Here is a 20,230-nt window from a genome sequence, read left to right on the forward strand (position 1 = left end):
CCTTTTCGTGAAGTCATGTCGCAGTGTCTTTTCTTGCGATGCCGCAATCGGGCTCACTATCGTCCTGCCATGCACCATCTGCGCCGCGTCCTGACCCTTTTCATCGTCCTTTTCCTGCTGCCTGTCGCGACGCATGCGGCCTGGTGGCAATGGCAACCGCTCGCCGCCGACTGGCGCCGGGCGGACTGGTCCAGCGCCAGGCTCCTACCGGCCGCAGCAACCGTGCCCGAGGCGACGATCCATGTCTTCGCTGCCCGCGTCGGGCGCTGGCGCGGGATCTTCGCGCATCATTCCTGGGTGGTGGTCAAGGAGGCGGGCGCGAGTGCCTATACCCGCTTCGATGTCGTCGGCTGGGGCAGTCCGGTGCGCATCAACCATCGCGAGGCCGATGGCCGCTGGTTCGGCAACGTGCCGGAGCTGGTGACGGAGGTGAAGGGCGACGCAGCCGAGGCGCTGATTCCGCGCATTCGCGCTGCCGTGCAGAGCTACGCCTATAGCACGTCAGACAGCTATTCCGCCTGGCCGGGGCCCAATTCGAACAGCTTCGTGCAGCACGTGCTCGCCGAGATTCCCGAACTCGCCCATGCGCTGCCGCCAACCGCGATCGGGAAGGACTGGCGCGATGACGGCTTGTTTCTCGGCATGGCGCCGAGCCGCACGGGCATCCAGGTCTCGCTCTTCGGGGTCGCCGGCATCACGCTGGCCTGGGTCGAAGGCGTCGAGATCAATCTGCTCGGGCTCGTCACCGGATTCGACATCCGCCAGCCGGCACTGAAGCTGCCGGGCTGGGGGAGAGTGGGCGTCTAGGCGCGCTCGGCATGCCGCGCCAAATCAGAGGCGGCATGCCCGTAATTGGCAAGCTGGCATGGCCGGTTCGAAACCGGCCATGAAGCTCCCGCTCAGACCGCCTCGAAGGCCTGCGCCAGATCCGAGATCAGATCCTCGATATTCTCGATGCCCACCGAGATGCGGATCAGCGCATCGGTGAGCCCGATCTCCTCGCGCAATTCGCGGGCGACACCCGAATGCGTCATCGCGGCGGGATGCGAGACAAGCGTCTCCGTTCCACCGAGGCTGACCGCGAGCTTCATGATCTGGAGATTGTCGAGCAGCGCGAACGCTTCCTTCTCGCCTCCCTTGACGTCGAAGGAGAAGGTCGAGCCCGGCGCCGAGCACTGCTTGTCGAAGACCGGCTTGCGCGGATCGCCGTCCTTCAGATCGCCAAGGTAATGCAGCTTGGCAACCTTGGGATGGCCCGCAAGATACTCCGCCACAAGCCGGGCATTCTCGTTGGCGCGGCTCATGCGGATGTCGAGCGTCTCCAGCGAGCGCATCAGCATCCAGCAGGAATTCGGATCGAGCTGCGTGCCGAGCGACGAGCGCCAGCCCTTGACCTGGCGTACCAGCGCATCCTTGCCGCTGATCGAGCCGCCGACGAGATCGCTATGGCCGCCGACATATTTGGTGAGCGAAAGCAGCGAGAGATCGGCGCCATGCTGCAGCGGCTTCTGGAATTTCGGGCCGAGCATGGTGTTGTCGACCACGACGGGCGGGCGATGTCCCTGTGACTTCTCGAGTTCGTCGGCGATCGTCGCACAGGCTGCGAGATCGACCAGCCCATTGGTTGGGTTGGCCGGCGTCTCGACCAGGATCATCCCGACGCGGCCCTTGGCGGCGGCGGCCTTGGCGGTCGCACGCATCTGCGCGACATCGACGCCGTCGGTGAAGCCGAACGGCGTCACCCCGAAGGCGCCCATCTGGTTCTTCAGCAGCGTCTCGGTGCCACCATAGAGCGGCCGGCTGTGGATGACGGTGTCGCCCGGGCGCAGGAAGGCGAAGCAGGTCGTCGCGATGGCCGCCATGCCGCTGGCGAAGACCGCGCAGCGTTCCGCCTCGTCCCAGATCGCCAGGCGATCCTCGAGGATCTCCATGTTCGGATGGTTGAAGCGCGAATAGACCAGACCGGATTTCTCGCCGGGCTTGAGTTGGCGACGCCCCGAGGTCAGATCGAAGAAATCCTTGCCCTGCTGGGCGCTCTCGAAGACGAAGGTCGAGGTCAGGAAGACCGGCGGCTTGAGCGAGCCCTCCGACATCGCCGGCGAGTAGCCATAGCCCATCATCAGCGTCTCGGGATGGAGCTTGCGGTTGGCGATGCGGTCCTTGTGATAATTGTCCTGGCTCATCGCACTCTCCTCTGCCGATCAGGCTGCCGACCTTGCGGCACCAGAAAGGCAGGTTAGGCCGATCCGCGCGGCATTGCATGAATGATCCCCTCGGGATTAGATCCCGTTTGCGCATCTTCCTGCTCAGATATCGAATTCGAGGAGCATCTTATGCTCGATACGACAGACCGCCGTATGCTTGCCGTGCTGCAGGAGGACGGGCGCATCACCAATCAGGACCTGTCGCAGAAGATCGGCCTGTCGCCGACGCCCTGCCTGCGCCGGCTGAAGCGACTGGAAGAGACCGGCGTGATCAGGGGCTACTCTGCGGTCGTCGACCCCAAGGCCTATGGCCTGCCCTTCAGCGTCTTTGTCTCGATTCGGCTCAGCCAGCAGACCCAGGAGCATATCAGCGAGTTCGAGAAAGCCGTCGAGAGCTGGAACGAGGTCGCCGAGCGCTATCTGATGACCGGGTCGCAGGATTACCTGTTGCGGGTGCTGACAGACGGGATCGAGGGCTATGAGCGCTTCCTGAAGCAGAAGATCACGCGGCTGAAATGCATCCACTCGGTCGAGTCGAATTTCGCCATGGCAACCATCAAGAAGCGCAACGGCCTGCCACCGCTCTGAGCCCTATCTGCCGCCGAACAGCGCCTGCGCCGCCGCATTCGCCATCTTGCCCTGCTCGTGTCCGGCGTTTGGCACGACAACCTCGCGCCATGGGCTGGCAACCCCAAGGCGCTTCGCCTCTGCGGCCGCAACGCGCGTAAAATTCTCTCCGCGGGCAAAGCGGTTGGGGCCTTGCGCCTCTGCGCCTTTGGACTTGTTGAGTTGCGGGTGGTTTGGGTCGGTATCCCGATCGCCCAGCATGATCAGCATCGGCTTGGCCAAGGCCGCCTTCGTGCTGGCCGCGGTCGCCGGCGTGCCATCGAGCGAATAGGGATAACTGAAGCCGCCGGCCGCCTCCTTGCCGACAGGCAAGGTGTAGTAGCCGGCATTGGCGGTGACCGCTGTCGAGAATCGTGCCTCCGGCATCAAAATCGCCATGCGGTGGACGAACTGCGCTCCGGCGGAATGGCCGAATAGGACATAGCCTGTGTCCGTGACGCGACCGCTCTTCAACGCCCGGTCGTAGAAGCGCTCGATGACCGCGTAGACCCATTTCGTCCGGTCCGGCTCACCCTGGACTCCACCCTGCTGGTAGAGACGCGTCGGAAAGCGCTCCTTGTCGAAATGCGGGGCGGCAATGATCAGGCCATGCCGGTCTGCCGCTTCCACCCAGTTGTCGCGCGCGGAGGCTGCATTGCGCAGCAGGCCGTGCAGCGAGATCACCAGCGGGCAGCGCTTGTCGGCGCAGGCCTGCGGTACATAGGTCTCGATATTGATGGTCTCGGTGCCGGTGGGCGAAACGTCCTCATGCAAGACATGCGAGCGCCCGGCTTCCTGGAACGGCGTCAGGTCATGCGCCTGCCCGGCCCAAGGCATGAGCACAAGCAGGCAAGCGGCGCGCAACAACACGCGTGGCATCGGCGTCTCCTTGAAGGTAGTGCGATGCTGCCCCCAAGACGGGCCGCTCCGCAAGCCTCAGGAGCCCGTGCGGTCCATGGCGCGACGCACCACCTGCGTGACCTCGCTGTCCGTCAGGAACAGATCATGCCTCAGCATGCTCCAGCCGCGGCCGGAGGTATCGGCGACACGCACACCCAGAGCCTCGAGCCGCGAGCGTTCGGCCGCGCCGGCCCGCGCCACGCCGCCGGCGATACGCGAGGATATGGCAAGCGCCCTGTCATCAGGGTCGATGATCAGGGTCATGCGCTGGGCAAGCGGACCCAGCCGGGAGACCGTCTGCTCGAACGCGTCGATGTCGATATCGGGCGAAGCGAAGACGATCGAGCCAATCTGCGAGGAGACGTCCGACGAATCCCGCAATTCGCGCAGGGCTTCCAGTGTCAGGAAGGTGCCCATCGAATGTGCGACGATGTGGATGCGACCCACGGTCGGGTTGGCGACGAGGGCGCGCAAGGCCTGGACGAAGCCTTCACGCGACCAGAGCGCGCTCTCGCGATCATAGCCGTAATCGAAGAGCTTGCCGCCGGAGGGCCAGGTGAACAGCGCGGTACGCCCCTGGAACTTCAGCGCATGCGACAGCTGTCCGGCGCTGCGGGCGGCGGATTCGAAGGTCTCGTTATAGCCGTGGACATAGAGCAATACGTCGCGCCCGGTCGCAGCGTCCGCGAAGGCGCGGGCCGCGTTGGTGGACGTCCGGTTGCTGACACCGACGACGCGCCAGTCACTGCCGACGGTCGCCGCGACAACGCCGCGTCCCGGAGGCGACAGGCGCGCTTCAGCGAAACTCAAGCCCGAACCGCGATCCGGCCCGAAGAACGGCTCGCGGTCGCCGAGTGACTTCCGCGTGGTCGCAACCAGAAGCACGGGCTCCCTGCCGAAAGTGGACGAATCAGCATGAGCCGTTTCCGAGAATGGCGAGATCGCCGCCTCGGTCTGCGCGCAGGCCGACAGGCCGAGCGAAAGCAGCGCTGCAAGCGCAACGAAGCGACGGGAAGGGGCGTGCCGCACAGCGGACATGGGCGATCGAGAATTCCAGTGTTGCAGGAATGCGGGCGGAAATGGCCAGCCCGGCCTTAAGGCCAAGCTAACGCGGCCATATTGCGGCAACCCTGCAGCAATCTTCGCGCAAGCCTCGCGCGTGGCCCTGGCGCAACAGCTGCCGCCCTATTGCTGGACGATCGCAGCCGGGGCCGTGACCACGAGTTCCAGCGTGCCACCGACGGTGCCGACCACGCCGCCGGCGATATCGCCCAGGCGATCGCCGAATTGAGGGCCGCGCATCGCGATGCCCCTGTCCGCCTGCAGCCGCTTGCCGATCATCTGGACGACCTTGGGCGAGGCGGCGAACTTGCCGTGGTTGAGACTGTCGCTGGTCGAAACGTCGGACAGATCGATGATATCGACCCCGGATTTCGCCAGCTCCGCGACCGTATCCTTGTCGCTCGCGGAGATCGCCCCCAGGCGCTTCTTGTCGCCGGCGAAGCGGCGCGAAAATTCGAGCGCCTTGTCGTCGGCCGAGACAAAGACCGTCACCGGCGTCTTGATCTCGCGCATCACGGTCTTGAACACATCGAGATCGACATCGGGCGCAGCCAGCATGACGTCGCGGAGCTTTCCGCCGAAATTGCCGTCGCCGCGAATGGATGCCTGCCGCAGGGTTTCCAGCGTCAACTGCGTTCCCATGGAATGCGCGAGGATGTCGATGCGGCTCGGACCGAGGTCCTTGGCGATCGCGCGCAGGTTCATCTCGAGGAAATCGCGGGAATAGAATGCGCTTTCCCGGTCGTAAGGGTAGGCCAATAGCTGCCCTCGCGAGGGCCAGGTGAACAGCACCGGCACGCCCTTGAAATCCGAGTCATGGACGATCTGGGCGAAACGATAGGCCGCGTCCGCAAAGCTCGTGTTGTAGCCGTGAACGAAGACGAGGACCTCGCGCTCCTTTGCCGGCCTTGCCGCGATCTCGCGCCGGACGCGCGCGACAATCGGGGAGAGGTCGATCCGCTCCACCGAAGTCACCGCGAAATGCTCCGCCGGGTTGGTCTTGCCGTAGCTGCCGGGAAGCTCGAGCTCACCCAACTTATGCGCCTTCGGCACCGAGATATCGATCTTGGCGAAGGAGAGCTGCTGTCCCCGTTCTCCGGTGAAATATTGCGGTTCCGCCCCCATCTCACGGGTCGAGGCCACGAAAATCCGCACGGTCCCGACGATATCCGCTGCATTGACGCTGGTGAGCGACAGGTCTCTTGGTGGGCCGCCGCATGCCGCGAGGCCAAGAGGTGCCAGCAAGGCCAGCGCAATCAATCGAACCCGGAATGCCGCACGCATCATGACCGATCTCGTCTCATTGACGTTGCGGATGTTCAAGAGGCGCGGATGACACAGTGATGACGGAACTCGCGGCTTGTCGCCCGAGCCCAAGGCTTGCTAGGTGCCTGTCATGGCTGACGTCTCCACCCTCGCCGATGCAATTCTCTCCGGTGAACGGGCGGCCCTGGCGCGTGCCATCACGCTTGTGGAATCCCGCCGGGCCGATCATCGCAGGCAGGCCCATGCACTGATCCAGCACTTGCTGCCGCATACCGGCAAGTCGATCCGGGTCGGCATCACCGGCGTTCCCGGCGTCGGCAAGTCGACCACCATCGATGCACTCGGCACCTACCTGACAGGGCTCGGTCACAAGGTCGCCGTGCTGGCGGTCGACCCATCCTCGACGCGGAGCGGCGGTTCGATCCTTGGAGACAAGACGCGGATGGCCCGCCTTGCGGTCGATCCCAACGCCTATATCCGCCCCTCCCCGTCTTCCGGCACGCTCGGTGGCGTCGCAGCCAAGACGCGCGAAACGATGCTGCTCTGCGAGGCCGCCGGCTTCGACATCATCCTGGTCGAGACGGTGGGCGTCGGCCAATCCGAAACCGCGGTCGCCGATCTCACCGATTTCTTCCTCGTGCTGATGCTGCCCAATGCCGGCGACGAATTGCAGGGCATCAAGAAGGGCATCATCGAGCTCGCCGACATGATCGCCGTCAACAAGGCGGACGGCGCCGGAGCTGTGGCGGCGAAGGCCGCAGCCGCGCAGTACCGCGCGGCCCTGCACATTCTCGCTCCCGTATCGAGCGTCTGGTCCACTCCGGTGGTGACGGTCTCGGGGCTGACCGGCGATGGGCTCGACACACTCTGGGCGAAGGTCGAGGATCATCGCCAGCGGATGGGTGCGGGGAATCTGATCCAGGAGAAGCGTCGCCAGCAGGACGTCAAATGGATGTGGGCCATGGTCGAAGACCGCCTGCGCGCCAAGCTCCGGCATGATCCGGTCCTCAAGGCACGCACTCCGGCGCTCGAAGCAGCCGTTGGGGCAGGAGAACTCAACCCCACCCTGGCGGCCGAGGAAATCGCGCAGGCTCTCGGCCTCTGAAGTGAGTGATCGCCACGGACGGGGCCGCCCGGCCGGCGCACGGGCCTGAAACGGCACAACCAGGCCGGCACGCCGCTTGTACTCGTGCGGCGTCATGGAGGCCCTCATGGCGATTTCTCGACGTTCCCTGTTGGCGGCGACCATTTTTGGGACAGCAGGATGCGCCGTTCCGGCCGCCGCGCAGCAGGCAGCGCGGAGTGAACCAGCGCGCGCGCTCGGTCAGCTCGGACTGGAGGCCACTCATTTCGGACTCCGGCCCGGCTCCACCGACGATCAATCGCGGCCGCTTCAGAATGCGCTGGCGGAAGCGGCCAGGCGCAGCGCGCCCTTGCTGCTGCCGCCGGGGCGCTATCGCGTGTCCAACGTCATCCTTCCCGAGGGCTCACGGCTGGTCGGTGTCCCCGGCGCCACTCAGCTCGTCGCGGTGCAAGCAGGCCCATTGCTCATCGCCCGCCGCATCAAGCGCACGGCGCTGACAGGGCTCAGCTTCGACGGGCTCGACATCCGCGCCAGCGAGCGAGCCGGACTTGTGGCGGCCGAGGAGGTCCTGGAGTTCACCCTGAATGACTGCGAGTTCGCCAATGCGGGCTCGGTCGGCCTCGTCCTGACCCGAACGGCCGGGCGGATCCAGGCCAGCAGGTTTCGCAGCATGCGCGAATCGGCGCTGTTCTCGCTCGATTCGCGCGGGCTCTCGATCGAAGGCAACCAGATCGAGGATTGCGGCAATAACGGCATCCAGATCTGGCGCAGCCAGGCGGGCGACGATCAGTCGCTCATCCGCGGCAACCGGATCAACCGCATCCGTTCGGATTCCGGCGGCGACGGGCCCAACGGCAACGGCATCAGCCTGTTCCGCGCCGGCGGCGTCATCATCGAGAGCAACAGCCTGCGCGACTGCGCGCTGACCTTCATCCGGAACAACTCCGGTTCGACGGTGCAGATCATCGGCAACCAGGGCAAGCGCTGTGGCGAGACCGCGCTCTATTCGGAATTCGCCTTCGAGGGCGCCATCATCAGCGGCAATCTGCTGGAGGAATGTGCCATGGGCATAAGCGTCACCAATCTCGACCACGGTGGGCGGCTTGCCGTCGTCGCCAACAACGTCATCCGCAACGCCCAGAAGGGTTATGCCCCGAAAGGCAAGGAGCCGGTTGGGGGCATGGGCGTGCATGTCGAGGCGGAGGCCACCGTGACCGGCAATGTCGTGGAGAATGCCAGCGATGTCGGCATCTCGCTCGGCTGGTCCTGGGCCATGCGCAACCTCGTGGCCACCGGCAACATCGTCCGCAAGACCGGGATCGGCATCTCGGTCTCGCTGGTGCCGAAGGAACGCAACGCCCTGATCGCCAACAATGTCATTGCGGACGCGAAGCTCGGTGCCGTCCTCGGCACCGAATACGGCAAGATCGTCACCGGCGACCTGACGCAAAGTCCCGACAAACGGGCGGCCGGCATCCGCGTCGAAAACAATGCGGTAAGCTAGATGATTGGACCAGACATCGTATCCGGTCCAATCATCTAGCCATCTGTTTTTGCATCGGCTTTCCCGAAAACCGCAATCCACTTTTCGGGCCGATGCATTAGGCGCCGGCCGCCGCCCTCACCCGCCCGACCTCGATGCCGTTCCAGTTCTTCAGGACGCTTTCGCGCAGCGGCGCGAAGCTCGCTGCTTCCGTCTCGCTCATCGGCAGAAAGCGCGCGATCAGCGAGGCCATCACCACCTCGGCCGCGCGCCCTGCCCCGTCATCGCATTTCAGCGCGATGCCGAGCCCGAGCTCCGGAATCGTGCCGCAATAGACGCCTTCGGCGCCGGTCTTGATGAAGATGCGTTCGCGCAGGAGTTCCATCGCGCGCGTGTCGAACCGACCGGTTCCCGCCACCATGAAGGGATGAGCAGCGACCGCCTTGCGGATGCGCAATGCGGCCTCGGCGCGCTTTGGTCCAAGCCCGTGGCCGGAGCCGAGGCGGGCGAAGCCCAGCGCCAGCGACGTCAGCGGCACGGCATAGGTCGGGATGGAGCAGCCATCGGTACCCATGAGATCGGCGGTGTGGGCAGCGCCCGTCACCTCTTCGAGCGCACCACGCACGGCCTTCTGCACTGCGTGGCCGGCTTTGACGTAGCCGGTCGGGTCCTCATCAAGGCCGCAGGACAGACAGACGAAACCGGCATGCTTGCCCGAGCAGTTGTTGTTGAGAGCGGTTGGCTGCTGGCCGGCCTTGGAGATGGCGCGTGCCGCTGCCTCGTTCATCGGCCAATGGGCGCCGCATTCGAGGCAGCCGGCATCCCGGCCGGCTTTTTTCAGCATGCCGAGCGAGGTTTCCGCATGAGCCGGTTCGCCGGAATGCGAGGCGACGGCCAGCGCGATCTCGGCTTCGGTCAATCCGTAGCGGTCGGCAGCACCGCTCTCGAACAGCGGCAGGGCCTGGATCGCCTTCACCGCCGAGCGCGGAAACACCGGGCGCTCGACATCCCCCAGCGACAGCACCACCGCGCCGTCCGCATCGACCACGATTGCCGCGCCGCGATGGCGCGATTCGACGACGGCGCCGCGCATCACCTCGGCAAGAACGGGGTTTTCCATAACGATCTCCAGGCTCGCAGGGAGGCCATGCACATGGCGCCCCGCCTTGTGGCGTTTGCGGCTCGACCTGTCAAAAGCCATGGCGCAGACTGGTGAGGTCTGCGATTCAGGACGTTGTCCGCAAGCCGCAGAGCCGGAGAAGCCGAGCCAGTCATGTCGACGGATTACGAGACAGAATACAATAACCGCGCCCGCGTTCCGGAGCATCCCGGAATCATTGCCGGCTGGCAGGCGGACGCCGCGGCCTATCGCGCTGTCGCCGTGAGCGAACTCGGCATCTCCTATGGCCCGGGCGAGCGCCAGCATTACGACCTGTTCAAGCCCGAGGCGGTCAAGGGCAACGCCATCGTGCTCTTCATCCATGGCGGCTACTGGCAGGCGCTGGACCGCTCCTATTTCTCGCATATGGCGCGGGGCGTGAATCGGCTCGGTGTCCCCATGGCGGTCGCGGGCTACGATCTCTGCCCACAGGTCGAGCTCGGCCACATCGTCTGGGAGCTGCAACAGGCGGCGGCGGCCCTCTGGCGGCAGTTCAACCGGCCGATCGTCGCATCCGGCCATTCGGCCGGCGGCCATCTCGCCGCCTGTCTGCTCGCCACCGACTGGAAGAATGTCGACCCCGACCTGCCGGACCAGCTGGTGCCGGCAGCCTATGGCATCTCCGGTCTCTACAACCTGAAGCCCCTGACCGAGACCAGTATCAACAAGGCGCTCGGGCTCGACATGGCATCGGCCGAGCGGGAAAGCCCATTGTTCTGGCCGGCCCCCTCGGGATTGCTGATGGACGCAGTGGTCGGTGGGGCCGAGAGCGACGAGTACCTGAAGCAAAGCCGCCGCATCACCGATATCTGGGGCCTGGAAGGCGTCAGGACGCGCTATGCCGAGATCGACGGCGCGAACCATTTCACCGTCCTTGCCGATCTTCCCGATCCGGAAAGCGCGATGAGCCAGCGCCTCGCCGAACTCGCAGGCGCTTGATCTTCCGGCGCGAGGCTCTATCCAGAGGGACAGGATTTTCGGAGCGCGCGATGCAGACCTTCTTCGTCGAGATCAAATGCAAGCTCGGCAAGACCTATGAGGTCGCCAGCGAACTCGCCGATCGCGAGATCGCCTCGGAGATTTATTCGACCGCCGGCAACTATGACATCCTGGCCAAGTTCCACGTCGCCGCCGATGTCGATATCGGCCATTTCGTGGCGCAAAAGGTGCAGTCGATCCCGGAGATCGCCGACACGCACACGATCATCACCTTCAAGGCGTTCTGAGGCTTATTGCCGCCCTCGTCCTGGCGCGCAGCCATGTTCCGGCATTGCAAGATCGTCCGCCGGTGCGGCCAGGCGGCGCCAGGCGCTGAAAACGCTTGCATCCGACCATGTCGCGGCCTGTCATCTGCATGACGGCGGAGTCCGAGCAATGGCGGCCTCGAGCGATCCTGTCGTTTCGGTTGAATGATTGTTGCCCCCGGCACGCTTGACGGCACCGCGTTTCCGGGCGACCTCCAAGCTGATTTGGCCTTGGGCCGTGGAGCCAGGAACGCAGGACGATGAAAAGCACCTTGTCGACGGATCTTCGCTCGGGCGCGCTCGTCTACCACCGCCTGCCCCGGCCCGGTAAGCTCGAGATCCAGGCAACGAAGCCTCTCGGCAACCAGCGCGACCTGGCGCTCGCCTATTCTCCCGGCGTGGCTGCCGCCTGCGAGGCGATCGTCGACGATCCGGCGGAAGCCGCCGAACTGACATCGCGCCAAAACCTCGTCGCGGTCATCACCAACGGCACCGCCGTTCTCGGCCTCGGCGATATCGGCCCGCTCGCCTCCAAGCCGGTGATGGAGGGCAAGGCGGTCCTGTTCAAGAAATTCGCCGGGATCGACTGCTTCGACATCGAGGTCGACCAGAAGAACATCGAGAAATTCGTCGATGTCGTCGCGGCACTGGAACCGACCTTCGGCGGCATCAACCTCGAGGACATCAAGGGTCCTGAATGCTTCGAGATCGAGGAGCAGCTCAAGGCCCGGATGAACATCCCGGTCTTCCATGACGATCAGCACGGCACCGCGATCATCGTCAGCGCCGCGATCCTGAACGGGCTCGATCTCGCGGGAAAACAGATCGGCGACGTCAAGATCGTCGTCTCCGGCGCCGGCGCAGCCGCACTTGCCTGCCTCAACCTTCTGGTCGAGCTCGGGGCCAAACGCCGGAATATCTGGGTCACCGACCTTGAAGGCGTGGTCCACAAGGGCCGCAACACGCTGATGGACCGTTGGAAGGAGGTCTATGCGCAGGAGACCGATGCGCGGACGCTCAGCGACGTGATCGGCGACGCCGATGTCTTCCTCGGCCTGTCTGCCGCCGGCGTCCTGAAGCCCGAGATGGCCAAGCGCATGGCGGCGAGTCCGCTGATCCTGGCGCTGGCCAACCCGAACCCGGAGATCACGCCGGAGGATGCGCTTGCTGCACGTCCTGATGCGATGATCTGCACCGGCCGCTCGGACTATCCGAACCAGGTCAACAACGTCCTGTGCTTCCCCTACATCTTCCGCGGCGCGCTCGACGTGCACGCCACGACGATCAACGAAGCGATGAAGCTGGCCGCCGTGCGCGCCATTGCATCGCTGGCGCGGGAGGCCACGTCCGACATCGCGGCGCGCGCCTATGGCGGCGAGTCGCAGACATTCGGCGCGACCTCGCTGATCCCGAACCCGTTCGATCCGCGCCTGATCCTGCGCATTGCACCGGCGGTCGCGCAGGCTGCGATGGATACCGGGGTCGCGCGCAAGCCACTGGCCGATATCGAGGCCTATCGCGAGGACCTGTCGCGCTTCGTCTTCCGCTCCGGCTTCATCATGAAACCGCTCTTTGCGCAGGCGAAGGCCGACCCCAAGCGCGTCATCTACGCCGAGGGCGAGGATGAGCGCGTGCTGCGCGCCGCTCAGGTGGCGCTGGAAGAAGGCATGGCCGTGCCGATCCTGATCGGCCGCCCGAGCGTCATCGAAACCCGGGTGAAGCGCTTCGGCCTGACGATCCGGCCAGGGATCGATTGCGAGGTGATCAACCCCGAGGATGATCCGCGCTATCGCGACTACGTGCAGACCTATCTTGAGATCGCAGGCCGGCGCGGTATCACGCCCGAGGCCGCACGGGTGCTGGTGCGGACCAACAACACCGTGATCGCGGCCCTCGCCGTCATGCGCGGCGAGGCCGATGCCATGATCACCGGCCTGGAAGGGCGCTTCCTGTCGCGGCTGCGGCACATCAAGGACATCATCGGGCTTGCGCCCGGCGCACGTGATATCTCGGCGATGACGCTGATCATCACCAACAAGGGCGCCTTCTTCCTGGCCGACACCCATGTGAAGCATGATCCGACCGCCGAGGAGATCGCAGACATGGCGGTGATCGCGGCGAGCCATGTCGCGCGCTTCGGCATCACGCCCAAGATCGCCCTGCTCTCGCATTCGGATTTCGGCGCGGCCGACACCCCCTCCTCGCTGAAGATGCGCAAGGCGGTCTGCCTGATCCGCGAGCGCGCGCCCGATCTCGAATGCGACGGCGAAATGGAAGCCGACACCGCCCTCCTGCCGATGGTGCGCGAGCGGGTCCTGCCCTCCTCGCATCTCAAGGGCGTCGCCAATGTGCTGATCTTCCCGAATCTCGACGCCGCCAACATCGCCTACCAGTTCGCCAAGGTGCTGGCGGATGCACTCCCCGTCGGCCCGATCCTGATCGGAGCGGCCAAGCCGGTGCATATCCTGACTGGTTCGGTGACGGCACGCGGCGTCGTCAACATGACGGCCGTGGCCGTGGTCGAGGCGCAGGAACGCGCTGCGGCTTCGCCAGCCTAGTCAGGAGGCGTTGCAGCGGCGCCGTTTCCTGCCATTCTGCGGTGCTCCGGCGGAACGGGATTGCGGGGAACAGGCCATGCGCATCACCAGGATGCTGCTGCGGCTCGCGGCCTTCATGCTTCCGTTCCTGGCCGCGGCAGCGGCCAGCGCGCAGGAGCCCCTCCGCGAGGAGAGCACCTTCCTCCGGATCAAGCTCGACGGGCGTGACGTCAGGCTCGAGGCGCTGATCGTCAGGCCGGAGCGGGCCGAGGGGCGCCTCCCGCTGGCGCTGATCACTCACGGCAAATCCTCGAGCAGCGTCAGCATGGGCGATTTGCGGGCGGCGTCCTACGCCACCGTCGCCCGGGATTTTGCCCGGCGTAACTGGCTCGCAGCCGTCGTCATGCGCCGTGGCTTCGGCCAGTCGGATGGGCCCTTCCCGGCCTCGACCTCCTGCGCCGATCTCGATTTCACCAGCCGATTCGAGGCGGATGCCAGCGAACTCGAAGCCGCCCTGCGGGTGCTGCAGCAGCGCGACGATGTCGACCCGGCGCGCGCCATTGCGGTCGGAGAATCGGCGGGAGGCGCGGCGGTCCTGGCGCTCGCCCAGCGCAAACCAGCGGGCTTGCGCGGCATCGTCAATGTCGCCGGCGGCCTGAATATCGACAGCTGTGTCGACAAGGCGCGCGATGCGCTGGTCGGAGTCGTCAAGGGCTGGCAGGTGCCCGGCGCGCCGCCACAGCTCTGGATCTATGCGAAGAACGACGAGCTGTTTCCGCCCGCTCTCGTCGACCGCATGCGCGGCGCCGCACGCGATGCCGGCGGGGATATCCGCTTCGTCGAGCTGCCCGAAGTCCGGCCCACTGGTCATCTGATCTTCCGTCACGGACAGGCCCGGTTCTTCTGGCTGCGCGAGGTGGACGCGTCGCTGCGTGCCTGGAAGCTGCCGACCTGGTCGCCCGCCCAGGCAAGGGAGCTCTTCGCCAAGCTGGGGCTGACGGCACGCGCCGCCGCATTCGAGCAGTATTTTGCAGCGCCCGGCGAGAAGGCGATGGCGCTCAGCCGGTCACGCAAGCATTTCCGCTACACCTTCGGCTCCCAGACGCTCGATCGCGCCAAGGAAGCGACGTTGAACGATTGTGCCAAAGCCGCTGGCGACTGCGTGATCGCCTTCGAGAACGACACCTTCATGCTGCCCGCCGGCGGTGCCCCGTAAACGAAAACGGGGATCAGGACTTTTCCTGCCTGCAAGTTTTTTTCCTGCTTGGCAGCGCGCGAGCAGCGCGCTCTACTCTCCCGGTCATGTCAGGAACAGGCAGGAAGACCTGCCCTCAGGGGAGTTTCGTCATGTTCAGGATCACGCGCCGCGCGGCGCCGCTAGCCATTGCCGCGGCTCTGGCGCTCGCCACCACCACGGTCGCACAAGCCCAGGTCACCTTCCATCGCGGCAACGACTCCGATCCCGAGACGCTCGACGCGCACAAGACCTCGACCGTGTCGGAAGCGCATCTGCTGCGTGATCTCTCCGAAGGGCTCGTCATCCACCACATCAACGGCACTGTCGTGCCCGGTGTGGCGGAAAGCTGGACGATCAGCCCGGACGGCAAGACCTATACGTTCAAGCTGCGCCCCAATGCGAAATGGTCGAACGGGGACGCGGTGAAAGCCTCGGATTTCGTCTTCTCGCTGCGGCGCATGGTCAATCCCGAGACGGGGGCGAAATACGCCAACATCCTGTATCCGATCCTGAACGCGGAGAAGATCAACAAGAGCGACGGGGGCGCGAAGCTTGCCGATCTGGGTGTGACGGCCATCGACGACACGACGCTCGAGATCAAGCTGGAGCGATCGACCCCCTACTTTCTGGAGTTGCTGACGCACCAGACCGGACTTCCGGTCCATCCGGCCTCCGTCGAGAAATTCGGCAGCGATTTCGTCAAGCCCGAGAACTGGGTTTCGAACGGCGCCTATGTGCTCAAGGAGTTCGTGCCGAACTCCCATATCAAGCTTGAAAAGAACAAGGCCTTCCACGACGCGGCCAACGTCAAGATCGATACGGTGATCTATTATCCGTCGCCGGACCTCGCCGCCGCCGCCCGGCGCTTCCAGGCCGGCGAACTGCATATGACGACCGATATTCCTGCCGACCAGATCAAGCAGCTGCGCGAAAAACTGGGCGATCAGGTCAAGATCGCGCCCTATCTTGGCACCTATTTCCTCATCATCAACAGCTCGAAGAAACCCTTCGACGATGTCCGCGTCCGCCAGGCCCTGTCCATGGTGCTCGACCGTGAGTTCATCGCCGACGAGATCTGGGGCGGCACGATGCTGCCGGCCTATGGCGTCATTCCGCCGAATATCGGCAATTACGGCACGGCCGCCGAAGCCGACTTCAAGAACGCCTCGCCGCTCGACCGCGAAGAGAAGGCCAAGCAGTTGCTCAAGGATGCGGGCTTCGGGCCCAGCATGCCCTTGAAGATACAGCTCCGCTACAACACGACCGACAACAACCGACGCACCGTCATCGCCATTGCCGAGCAGTGGAAGGCACTCGGCGTCGAGACCAGCTTCATCAACACCGACGGCAAGACCCATTTCGCCCTTCTGCGTGACGGTGGCGATTTCGACATCGCCCGCTATGGCTGGATCGGCGATTTTTCGGACCCGCAGAACTTCCTGTTCCTGTTCCTCAGCGACAACAAGGGGTTCAATTCCGGCAAGTACAATAACCCGACCTTCGACGGCTTGCTTGCCAAGGCCGCCGACGAGATCGACCTGACCAAGCGTGCCGCGATCCTGCGCGAGGCCGACGCGATCCTCGCTGCCGAGGTGCCGTGGATTCCGGTGATGTTCTATTCGTCGAAGAACCTGGTCTCGCCCAAGCTCGTCGGCTTCCAGCAGAATCTCCGCGGCGCGCTGCCGACACGCTTCATGAGCCTGAAGCCGTAAGCAACCCGCGCGTCATGACCGGGCCTGCCCGGTCATGACGCCGCAGACGGCCCGGTTCATTCGGAAATGCTCTCCTTCATCCTGCGTCGCCTCGCCATCGCGATCCCGACCCTGTTCGTGATCGTGACGATTTCCTTCTTCCTGATGCGCGTCGCACCGGGCGGCCCGTTCGACCTCGAACAGCCGCTGGAAGCGAAGGTGATGGAGAACCTGCGCCGGATCTATCAGCTCGATCGGCCGCTCCATCAGCAATACCTGACCTATCTCGCGGCCTTGATCAGGGGTGATTTCGGCCCTTCCTTCTACTTCCGCGACTTCTCCATCGCCGAACTCTTCGCGCAGGGGCTGCCGGTCTCGATGCGATTGGGCGCATCGGCACTCGCGCTGGCACTGCTGATCGGCGCCCCGCTCGGCGTGCTCGCCGCCTTCCGCCAGAACGAGCATGCCGACCATGCGGTGATGGGCTTTGCCACGGCCGGAATCACCATTCCCAATTTCGTGGTCGCGCCCGTGCTGCAGATCGTCTTCGGGCTGATGCTGGCCTGGTTGCCGGTCGGCGGCTGGAATGGCGGCGCCGCCCGCAACACCATCCTGCCGATCGTGACCCTGGCGCTGCCACAGATCGCGGTGATCGCGCGGATGACCCGCGCGGCGATGATCGAGACCCTGCGCGCCAACCATATCCGCACCTTGCGGGCACAAGGGCTTTCCAGCGTGACGGTCGCGCTGCATGCCCTGCGCGGCGCAGCCTTGCCCGTCGTCTCCTATCTCGGGCCGGCGGCCGCAGCCTTGCTGACCGGCTCGGTCGTGGTCGAGAGCATCTTCGCCATTCCCGGCATCGGCCGTTATTTCGTCGAAGGTGCGCTCAACCGCGACTACACATTGGTGATGGGCACGGTCGTCGTCGTCGCGATCTTCGTGCTGGTCTTCAATCTCATCGTCGACGTTGTCTATGCGCTGCTCGATCCGCGCGTCAGGCTGGAGTGAGCGCATGAGCGAGATCACGCTTGCCCCGCTGCCCGTCGCCGGACGCTCGCTCTGGCAGGATGCGCGCATCCGCCTGATGCGCAACCGCGCGGCGGTCGCGAGCCTGATCGTGCTGGCGCTGATGACGCTGGCCTGCCTGATCGGCCCGTTGATGACCGGACATCCGCATGATCGGGTCTACCAGGACTATGTCCGTGTGCCCGCCAGCATCGACAGCTATCCCAAGGCCGAGGCGATACCAGCCGCCGTCCAGCGCATCGCCTCGCGCGTCCGGGCGATAGCGAGCGATATCGCCGTAAGCCAAGATGGCGTGCGTCTGACGCTGACGTCACAGCGCCCGATCGATCAGCGCCTTCTCGTCTATTTCGATCGCTCAGACCAGTTCGGCACACCGAAGATCCTGGCCAATGAGGAGGATGGCCGCAGGCTCTCTCTGGACGTCCCGATCAAGCGGCAGCGCTTCTGGTTCGGCACCGATGCCAATGGCCGCGACCTGCTGACCCGCACGCTGATCGCCGGGCGGGTTTCCCTGGCGATCGGACTGCTCGCGACGGGTGTCGCGCTCGTAATCGGCGTCAGCTACGGCGCCACAGCGGGCTATCTCGGCGGCCGCGTCGACATGCTGATGATGCGCATCGTCGACGTGCTCTATTCACTGCCCTTCATCTTCTTCGTCATTCTGCTGGTCGTCTTCTTCGGCCGGAACTTCATCCTGATGTTCCTCGCGGTCGGCGCGATCGAATGGCTCGACATGGCCCGGATCGTGCGCGGACAGACGCTCTCGATCAAGCGACAGGAATATGTGCTGGCGGCCGAGGCGCTCGGCGTCACGACCGGCGGCATCCTGAGGCGCCATGTCATTCCCAACACGCTTGGCCCGGTCATCATCTATGTCACGCTGCTGGTGCCGAAGATCATCCTGCTCGAGAGCTTTCTCTCCTTCCTCGGCCTTGGCGTGCAGGAGCCGATGACGAGTTGGGGCGTGCTGATCTCGGACGGTGCCCGCTCGATCCAGGGCGCGCCCTGGATGCTGATCTTCCCGGCGAGCTTCCTGGTGGCCACCCTGTTCGCGCTGAACTTCCTCGGCGATGGCCTGCGCGACGCGCTCGATCCCAGGGATCGCTGAGATGGCAGACGGAACCATTCTCGACATCCGCGACCTGCGCGTGCGCTTCCGGACCAATGATGGGCTGCTCGATGCTGTGAACGGCGTCGACATCGCCGTCGGAGCCGGCGAATTCGTCGCCATCGTCGGCGAATCCGGTTCCGGCAAAAGCCAGACGGTGATGGCCGCGATGGGTCTGCTCGCAGGGAATGGCGAGGCGGAAGGCTCGATCCGCTATCGCGGCACGGAGCTGCTCGGGCTGAAGCCCAAGCAACTCAACGCCTATCGCGGCCGGAAGCTCGCGATGATTTTCCAGGAGCCCATGACATCGCTCGATCCGCTGTTCCGGATCGGGAGCCAGATGGCCGCCCCCTTGCGCAAACACCAGGGGTTGTCACGCAGCGCCGCGCGGGCGCGGGCGCTCGAACTCCTGAAACTCGTCCAGATTCCCAGGCCGCAGGAACGGCTCGATGCCTATCCGCACGAGCTCTCGGGCGGGCAGCGCCAACGCGTCATGATCGCGATGGCGCTGGCCAATGACCCCGATATCCTGATTGCCGACGAACCGACGACAGCGCTCGACGTCACCATCGAGGCCGAGATCCTGGCGCTGATCTCCGATCTCAGGAAGCGGCTCGGCATGGCCGTCGTCCTGATCAGCCACGATCTCGGGCTGGTGCGGAAATATGCAGAGCGCGTCTATGTCATGAAGTCTGGCGAAGTGGTGGAGAGCGGAACCACCGAGGCCCTCTTCGCAGCACCGAGCCATCCCTACACCAAGTTGCTGCTCTCGGCAGAGCCCGCAGGCCATAAGCAACCTGCGCCGAAGGGCGCCCCGATCCTGCTCGAGGCCCGTGACCTGCGCGTCAGCTACGATCTCGGTCGTGGCTTTCTCAGGCGCAAGCAAGCCCTGCTCCACGCCGTCGACGGCGTCGATCTGACGCTGCAGCGCGGCCAGACCATTGGCATCGTTGGGGAGTCCGGCTCGGGAAAGTCGACGCTCGGAAAGGCGCTCCTCAGGCTCGTCCCGGCCAGCGGGCAGATCCGGTTCGAGGACCGGGCACTGGCGCCGCTCGATCGCTCGCAGATGCGGCCTCTGCGCAAGAGCCTGCAAGTCGTCTTCCAGGACCCGTTCGGCTCGCTCTCGCCGCGCCTCACCGTGGGCGAAATCGTCAGCGAGGGGCTGCTCGTCCACGCCCCTCAACTAACCCGCGCCGAACGCGACATGCGCGCGGTGCAGGCCCTGGAGGAGGTCTCGCTCGATCCGCGCCTGCGCAACCGCTATCCGCACGAATTCTCGGGCGGCCAGCGCCAACGCATCGCGATCGCGCGCGCGATGATCCTGCACCCGGCGCTGGTCGTGCTGGACGAGCCGACCTCGGCGCTCGATCGTACCGTGCAGAAGAGCATCGTGGCGTTGCTCAAGGACCTCCAGGCCCGCCACGACCTCTCCTATCTCTTCATCAGCCACGACCTCGCCGTGGTCCGCGCCATGGCCGACACGATCATGGTGATGAAGGACGGCAGCGTCGTCGAAAGCGGGCCGACCGAAGCGATTTTCGCCACGCCGCGCGAAAGCTACACGCGAAGGCTGATCGCGGCCGCGCTGAAGGCGTAAGCGGCGGAGATCCGGTCAGGTCTGCT

17 protein-coding genes are annotated in these 20,230 nt (G+C 65.0%); 12 read left to right on the top strand and 5 right to left on the bottom strand.

Translation table 11 applies throughout. The features are described from left to right. The first annotated feature begins 69 nt into the window (after positions 1-69). Entirely contained in the window at positions 70-807 is a 738-nt protein-coding gene (locus AB4099_RS16160) for a DUF3750 domain-containing protein (protein WP_441478793.1), read from the top strand. 92 nt (positions 808-899) lie between these two features. Here the strand turns inward: AB4099_RS16160 and AB4099_RS16165 are convergent, their stop codons facing one another. Further along, a complete protein-coding gene (locus tag AB4099_RS16165; RefSeq protein WP_113514600.1) occupies positions 900-2,183 on the bottom strand; it encodes a cystathionine gamma-synthase family protein in 1,284 nt (427 codons plus the stop codon). Positions 2,184-2,333: 150 nt separating this feature from the next. On the opposite strand from AB4099_RS16165, the gene AB4099_RS16170 reads away from it, so the two are divergent. After that, positions 2,334-2,792, top strand: a complete 459-nt coding sequence (locus AB4099_RS16170; protein WP_441478794.1) for an Lrp/AsnC family transcriptional regulator — start codon at positions 2,334-2,336, stop codon at positions 2,790-2,792. A 3-nt stretch (positions 2,793-2,795) separates the two neighbouring features. On the opposite strand, the gene AB4099_RS16175 is transcribed toward AB4099_RS16170, so the two are convergent. The 3 genes from AB4099_RS16175 to AB4099_RS16185 form a co-directional block, all read right to left on the bottom strand. Next, positions 2,796-3,689 carry an alpha/beta hydrolase family protein gene (locus AB4099_RS16175; RefSeq protein ID WP_441478795.1) on the bottom strand — a complete coding sequence of 298 codons (894 nt, stop codon included), beginning with the start codon at positions 3,687-3,689 and terminating at the stop codon, positions 2,796-2,798. Positions 3,690-3,746: 57 nt separating this feature from the next. Continuing rightward, a complete protein-coding gene (locus tag AB4099_RS16180; protein WP_441478796.1) occupies positions 3,747-4,748 on the bottom strand; it encodes an alpha/beta hydrolase in 1,002 nt (333 codons plus the stop codon). Between the two features lie 147 nt (positions 4,749-4,895). Next, the gene (locus AB4099_RS16185; RefSeq protein WP_441478797.1) at positions 4,896-6,059 is read right to left on the bottom strand and encodes an alpha/beta hydrolase; all 1,164 of its coding nucleotides are present in this window, start codon (positions 6,057-6,059) and stop codon (positions 4,896-4,898) included. Positions 6,060-6,168: 109 nt separating this feature from the next. On the opposite strand from AB4099_RS16185, the gene meaB reads away from it, so the two are divergent. Next, complete coding sequence (gene meaB, locus AB4099_RS16190; protein WP_441478798.1) at positions 6,169-7,143, top strand: methylmalonyl Co-A mutase-associated GTPase MeaB; 975 nt, start codon at positions 6,169-6,171, stop codon at positions 7,141-7,143. A gap of 106 nt (positions 7,144-7,249) precedes the next feature. Next, positions 7,250-8,626, top strand: coding sequence for a TIGR03808 family TAT-translocated repetitive protein (locus AB4099_RS16195; protein WP_162768119.1), 1,377 nt, complete (start codon positions 7,250-7,252; stop codon positions 8,624-8,626). A 97-nt stretch (positions 8,627-8,723) separates the two neighbouring features. Here the strand turns inward: AB4099_RS16195 and AB4099_RS16200 are convergent, their stop codons facing one another. Then, positions 8,724-9,725 carry an asparaginase gene (locus AB4099_RS16200; RefSeq protein WP_441478799.1) on the bottom strand — a complete coding sequence of 334 codons (1,002 nt, stop codon included), beginning with the start codon at positions 9,723-9,725 and terminating at the stop codon, positions 8,724-8,726. A gap of 153 nt (positions 9,726-9,878) precedes the next feature. Between AB4099_RS16200 and AB4099_RS16205 the strand changes: the two genes are divergently transcribed. The 8 genes from AB4099_RS16205 to AB4099_RS16240 all read left to right on the top strand — a co-directional run bounded on the left by AB4099_RS16205 (position 9,879) and on the right by AB4099_RS16240 (position 20,204). Next, positions 9,879-10,703: an alpha/beta hydrolase gene (locus AB4099_RS16205; RefSeq protein WP_441478800.1), complete on the top strand. Its 825-nt coding sequence runs from the start codon at positions 9,879-9,881 to the stop codon at positions 10,701-10,703. A gap of 50 nt (positions 10,704-10,753) precedes the next feature. Further along, positions 10,754-10,990, top strand: coding sequence for an Lrp/AsnC ligand binding domain-containing protein (locus AB4099_RS16210; protein ID WP_038361355.1), 237 nt, complete (start codon positions 10,754-10,756; stop codon positions 10,988-10,990). 278 nt (positions 10,991-11,268) lie between these two features. Then, positions 11,269-13,566, top strand: coding sequence for an NADP-dependent malic enzyme (locus tag AB4099_RS16215; RefSeq protein ID WP_441478801.1), 2,298 nt, complete (start codon positions 11,269-11,271; stop codon positions 13,564-13,566). A 76-nt stretch (positions 13,567-13,642) separates the two neighbouring features. Beyond that, positions 13,643-14,761, top strand: coding sequence for a dienelactone hydrolase family protein (locus AB4099_RS16220; protein ID WP_441478802.1), 1,119 nt, complete (start codon positions 13,643-13,645; stop codon positions 14,759-14,761). A 131-nt stretch (positions 14,762-14,892) separates the two neighbouring features. Next, entirely contained in the window at positions 14,893-16,494 is a 1,602-nt protein-coding gene (locus AB4099_RS16225) for a peptide ABC transporter substrate-binding protein (RefSeq protein ID WP_441478803.1), read from the top strand. A 66-nt stretch (positions 16,495-16,560) separates the two neighbouring features. Then, a complete protein-coding gene (locus AB4099_RS16230; RefSeq protein WP_441478804.1) occupies positions 16,561-17,481 on the top strand; it encodes an ABC transporter permease subunit in 921 nt (306 codons plus the stop codon). Positions 17,482-17,485: 4 nt separating this feature from the next. After that, positions 17,486-18,607 carry an ABC transporter permease subunit gene (locus AB4099_RS16235; protein WP_441478805.1) on the top strand — a complete coding sequence of 374 codons (1,122 nt, stop codon included), beginning with the start codon at positions 17,486-17,488 and terminating at the stop codon, positions 18,605-18,607. Between the two features lies 1 nt (position 18,608). Then, positions 18,609-20,204 carry an ABC transporter ATP-binding protein gene (locus AB4099_RS16240; protein WP_441478806.1) on the top strand — a complete coding sequence of 532 codons (1,596 nt, stop codon included), beginning with the start codon at positions 18,609-18,611 and terminating at the stop codon, positions 20,202-20,204. Positions 20,205-20,230: the final 26 nt, after the last annotated feature.

Source organism: Allobosea sp. 2KB_26 (genome assembly GCF_052115715.1).
Taxonomy (GTDB): domain Bacteria; phylum Pseudomonadota; class Alphaproteobacteria; order Rhizobiales; family Beijerinckiaceae; genus Allobosea.

Bases quoted from the DNA above. Each gene is read 5' to 3' on its own strand.
- AB4099_RS16160 (WP_441478793.1), top strand. From the start codon at position 70: ATGCACCATCTGCGCCGCGTCCTGACCCTTTTCATCGTCCTTTTCCTG.
- AB4099_RS16165 (WP_113514600.1), bottom strand. From the start codon at position 2,183: ATGAGCCAGGACAATTATCACAAGGACCGCATCGCCAACCGCAAGCTC.
- AB4099_RS16170 (WP_441478794.1), top strand. From the start codon at position 2,334: ATGCTCGATACGACAGACCGCCGTATGCTTGCCGTGCTGCAGGAGGAC.
- AB4099_RS16175 (WP_441478795.1), bottom strand. From the start codon at position 3,689: ATGCCACGCGTGTTGTTGCGCGCCGCTTGCCTGCTTGTGCTCATGCCT.
- AB4099_RS16180 (WP_441478796.1), bottom strand. From the start codon at position 4,748: ATGTCCGCTGTGCGGCACGCCCCTTCCCGTCGCTTCGTTGCGCTTGCA.
- AB4099_RS16185 (WP_441478797.1), bottom strand. From the start codon at position 6,059: ATGATGCGTGCGGCATTCCGGGTTCGATTGATTGCGCTGGCCTTGCTG.
- meaB (WP_441478798.1), top strand. From the start codon at position 6,169: ATGGCTGACGTCTCCACCCTCGCCGATGCAATTCTCTCCGGTGAACGG.
- AB4099_RS16195 (WP_162768119.1), top strand. From the start codon at position 7,250: ATGGCGATTTCTCGACGTTCCCTGTTGGCGGCGACCATTTTTGGGACA.
- AB4099_RS16200 (WP_441478799.1), bottom strand. From the start codon at position 9,725: ATGGAAAACCCCGTTCTTGCCGAGGTGATGCGCGGCGCCGTCGTCGAA.
- AB4099_RS16205 (WP_441478800.1), top strand. From the start codon at position 9,879: ATGTCGACGGATTACGAGACAGAATACAATAACCGCGCCCGCGTTCCG.
- AB4099_RS16210 (WP_038361355.1), top strand. From the start codon at position 10,754: ATGCAGACCTTCTTCGTCGAGATCAAATGCAAGCTCGGCAAGACCTAT.
- AB4099_RS16215 (WP_441478801.1), top strand. From the start codon at position 11,269: ATGAAAAGCACCTTGTCGACGGATCTTCGCTCGGGCGCGCTCGTCTAC.
- AB4099_RS16220 (WP_441478802.1), top strand. From the start codon at position 13,643: ATGCGCATCACCAGGATGCTGCTGCGGCTCGCGGCCTTCATGCTTCCG.
- AB4099_RS16225 (WP_441478803.1), top strand. From the start codon at position 14,893: ATGTTCAGGATCACGCGCCGCGCGGCGCCGCTAGCCATTGCCGCGGCT.
- AB4099_RS16230 (WP_441478804.1), top strand. From the start codon at position 16,561: ATGCTCTCCTTCATCCTGCGTCGCCTCGCCATCGCGATCCCGACCCTG.
- AB4099_RS16235 (WP_441478805.1), top strand. From the start codon at position 17,486: ATGAGCGAGATCACGCTTGCCCCGCTGCCCGTCGCCGGACGCTCGCTC.
- AB4099_RS16240 (WP_441478806.1), top strand. From the start codon at position 18,609: ATGGCAGACGGAACCATTCTCGACATCCGCGACCTGCGCGTGCGCTTC.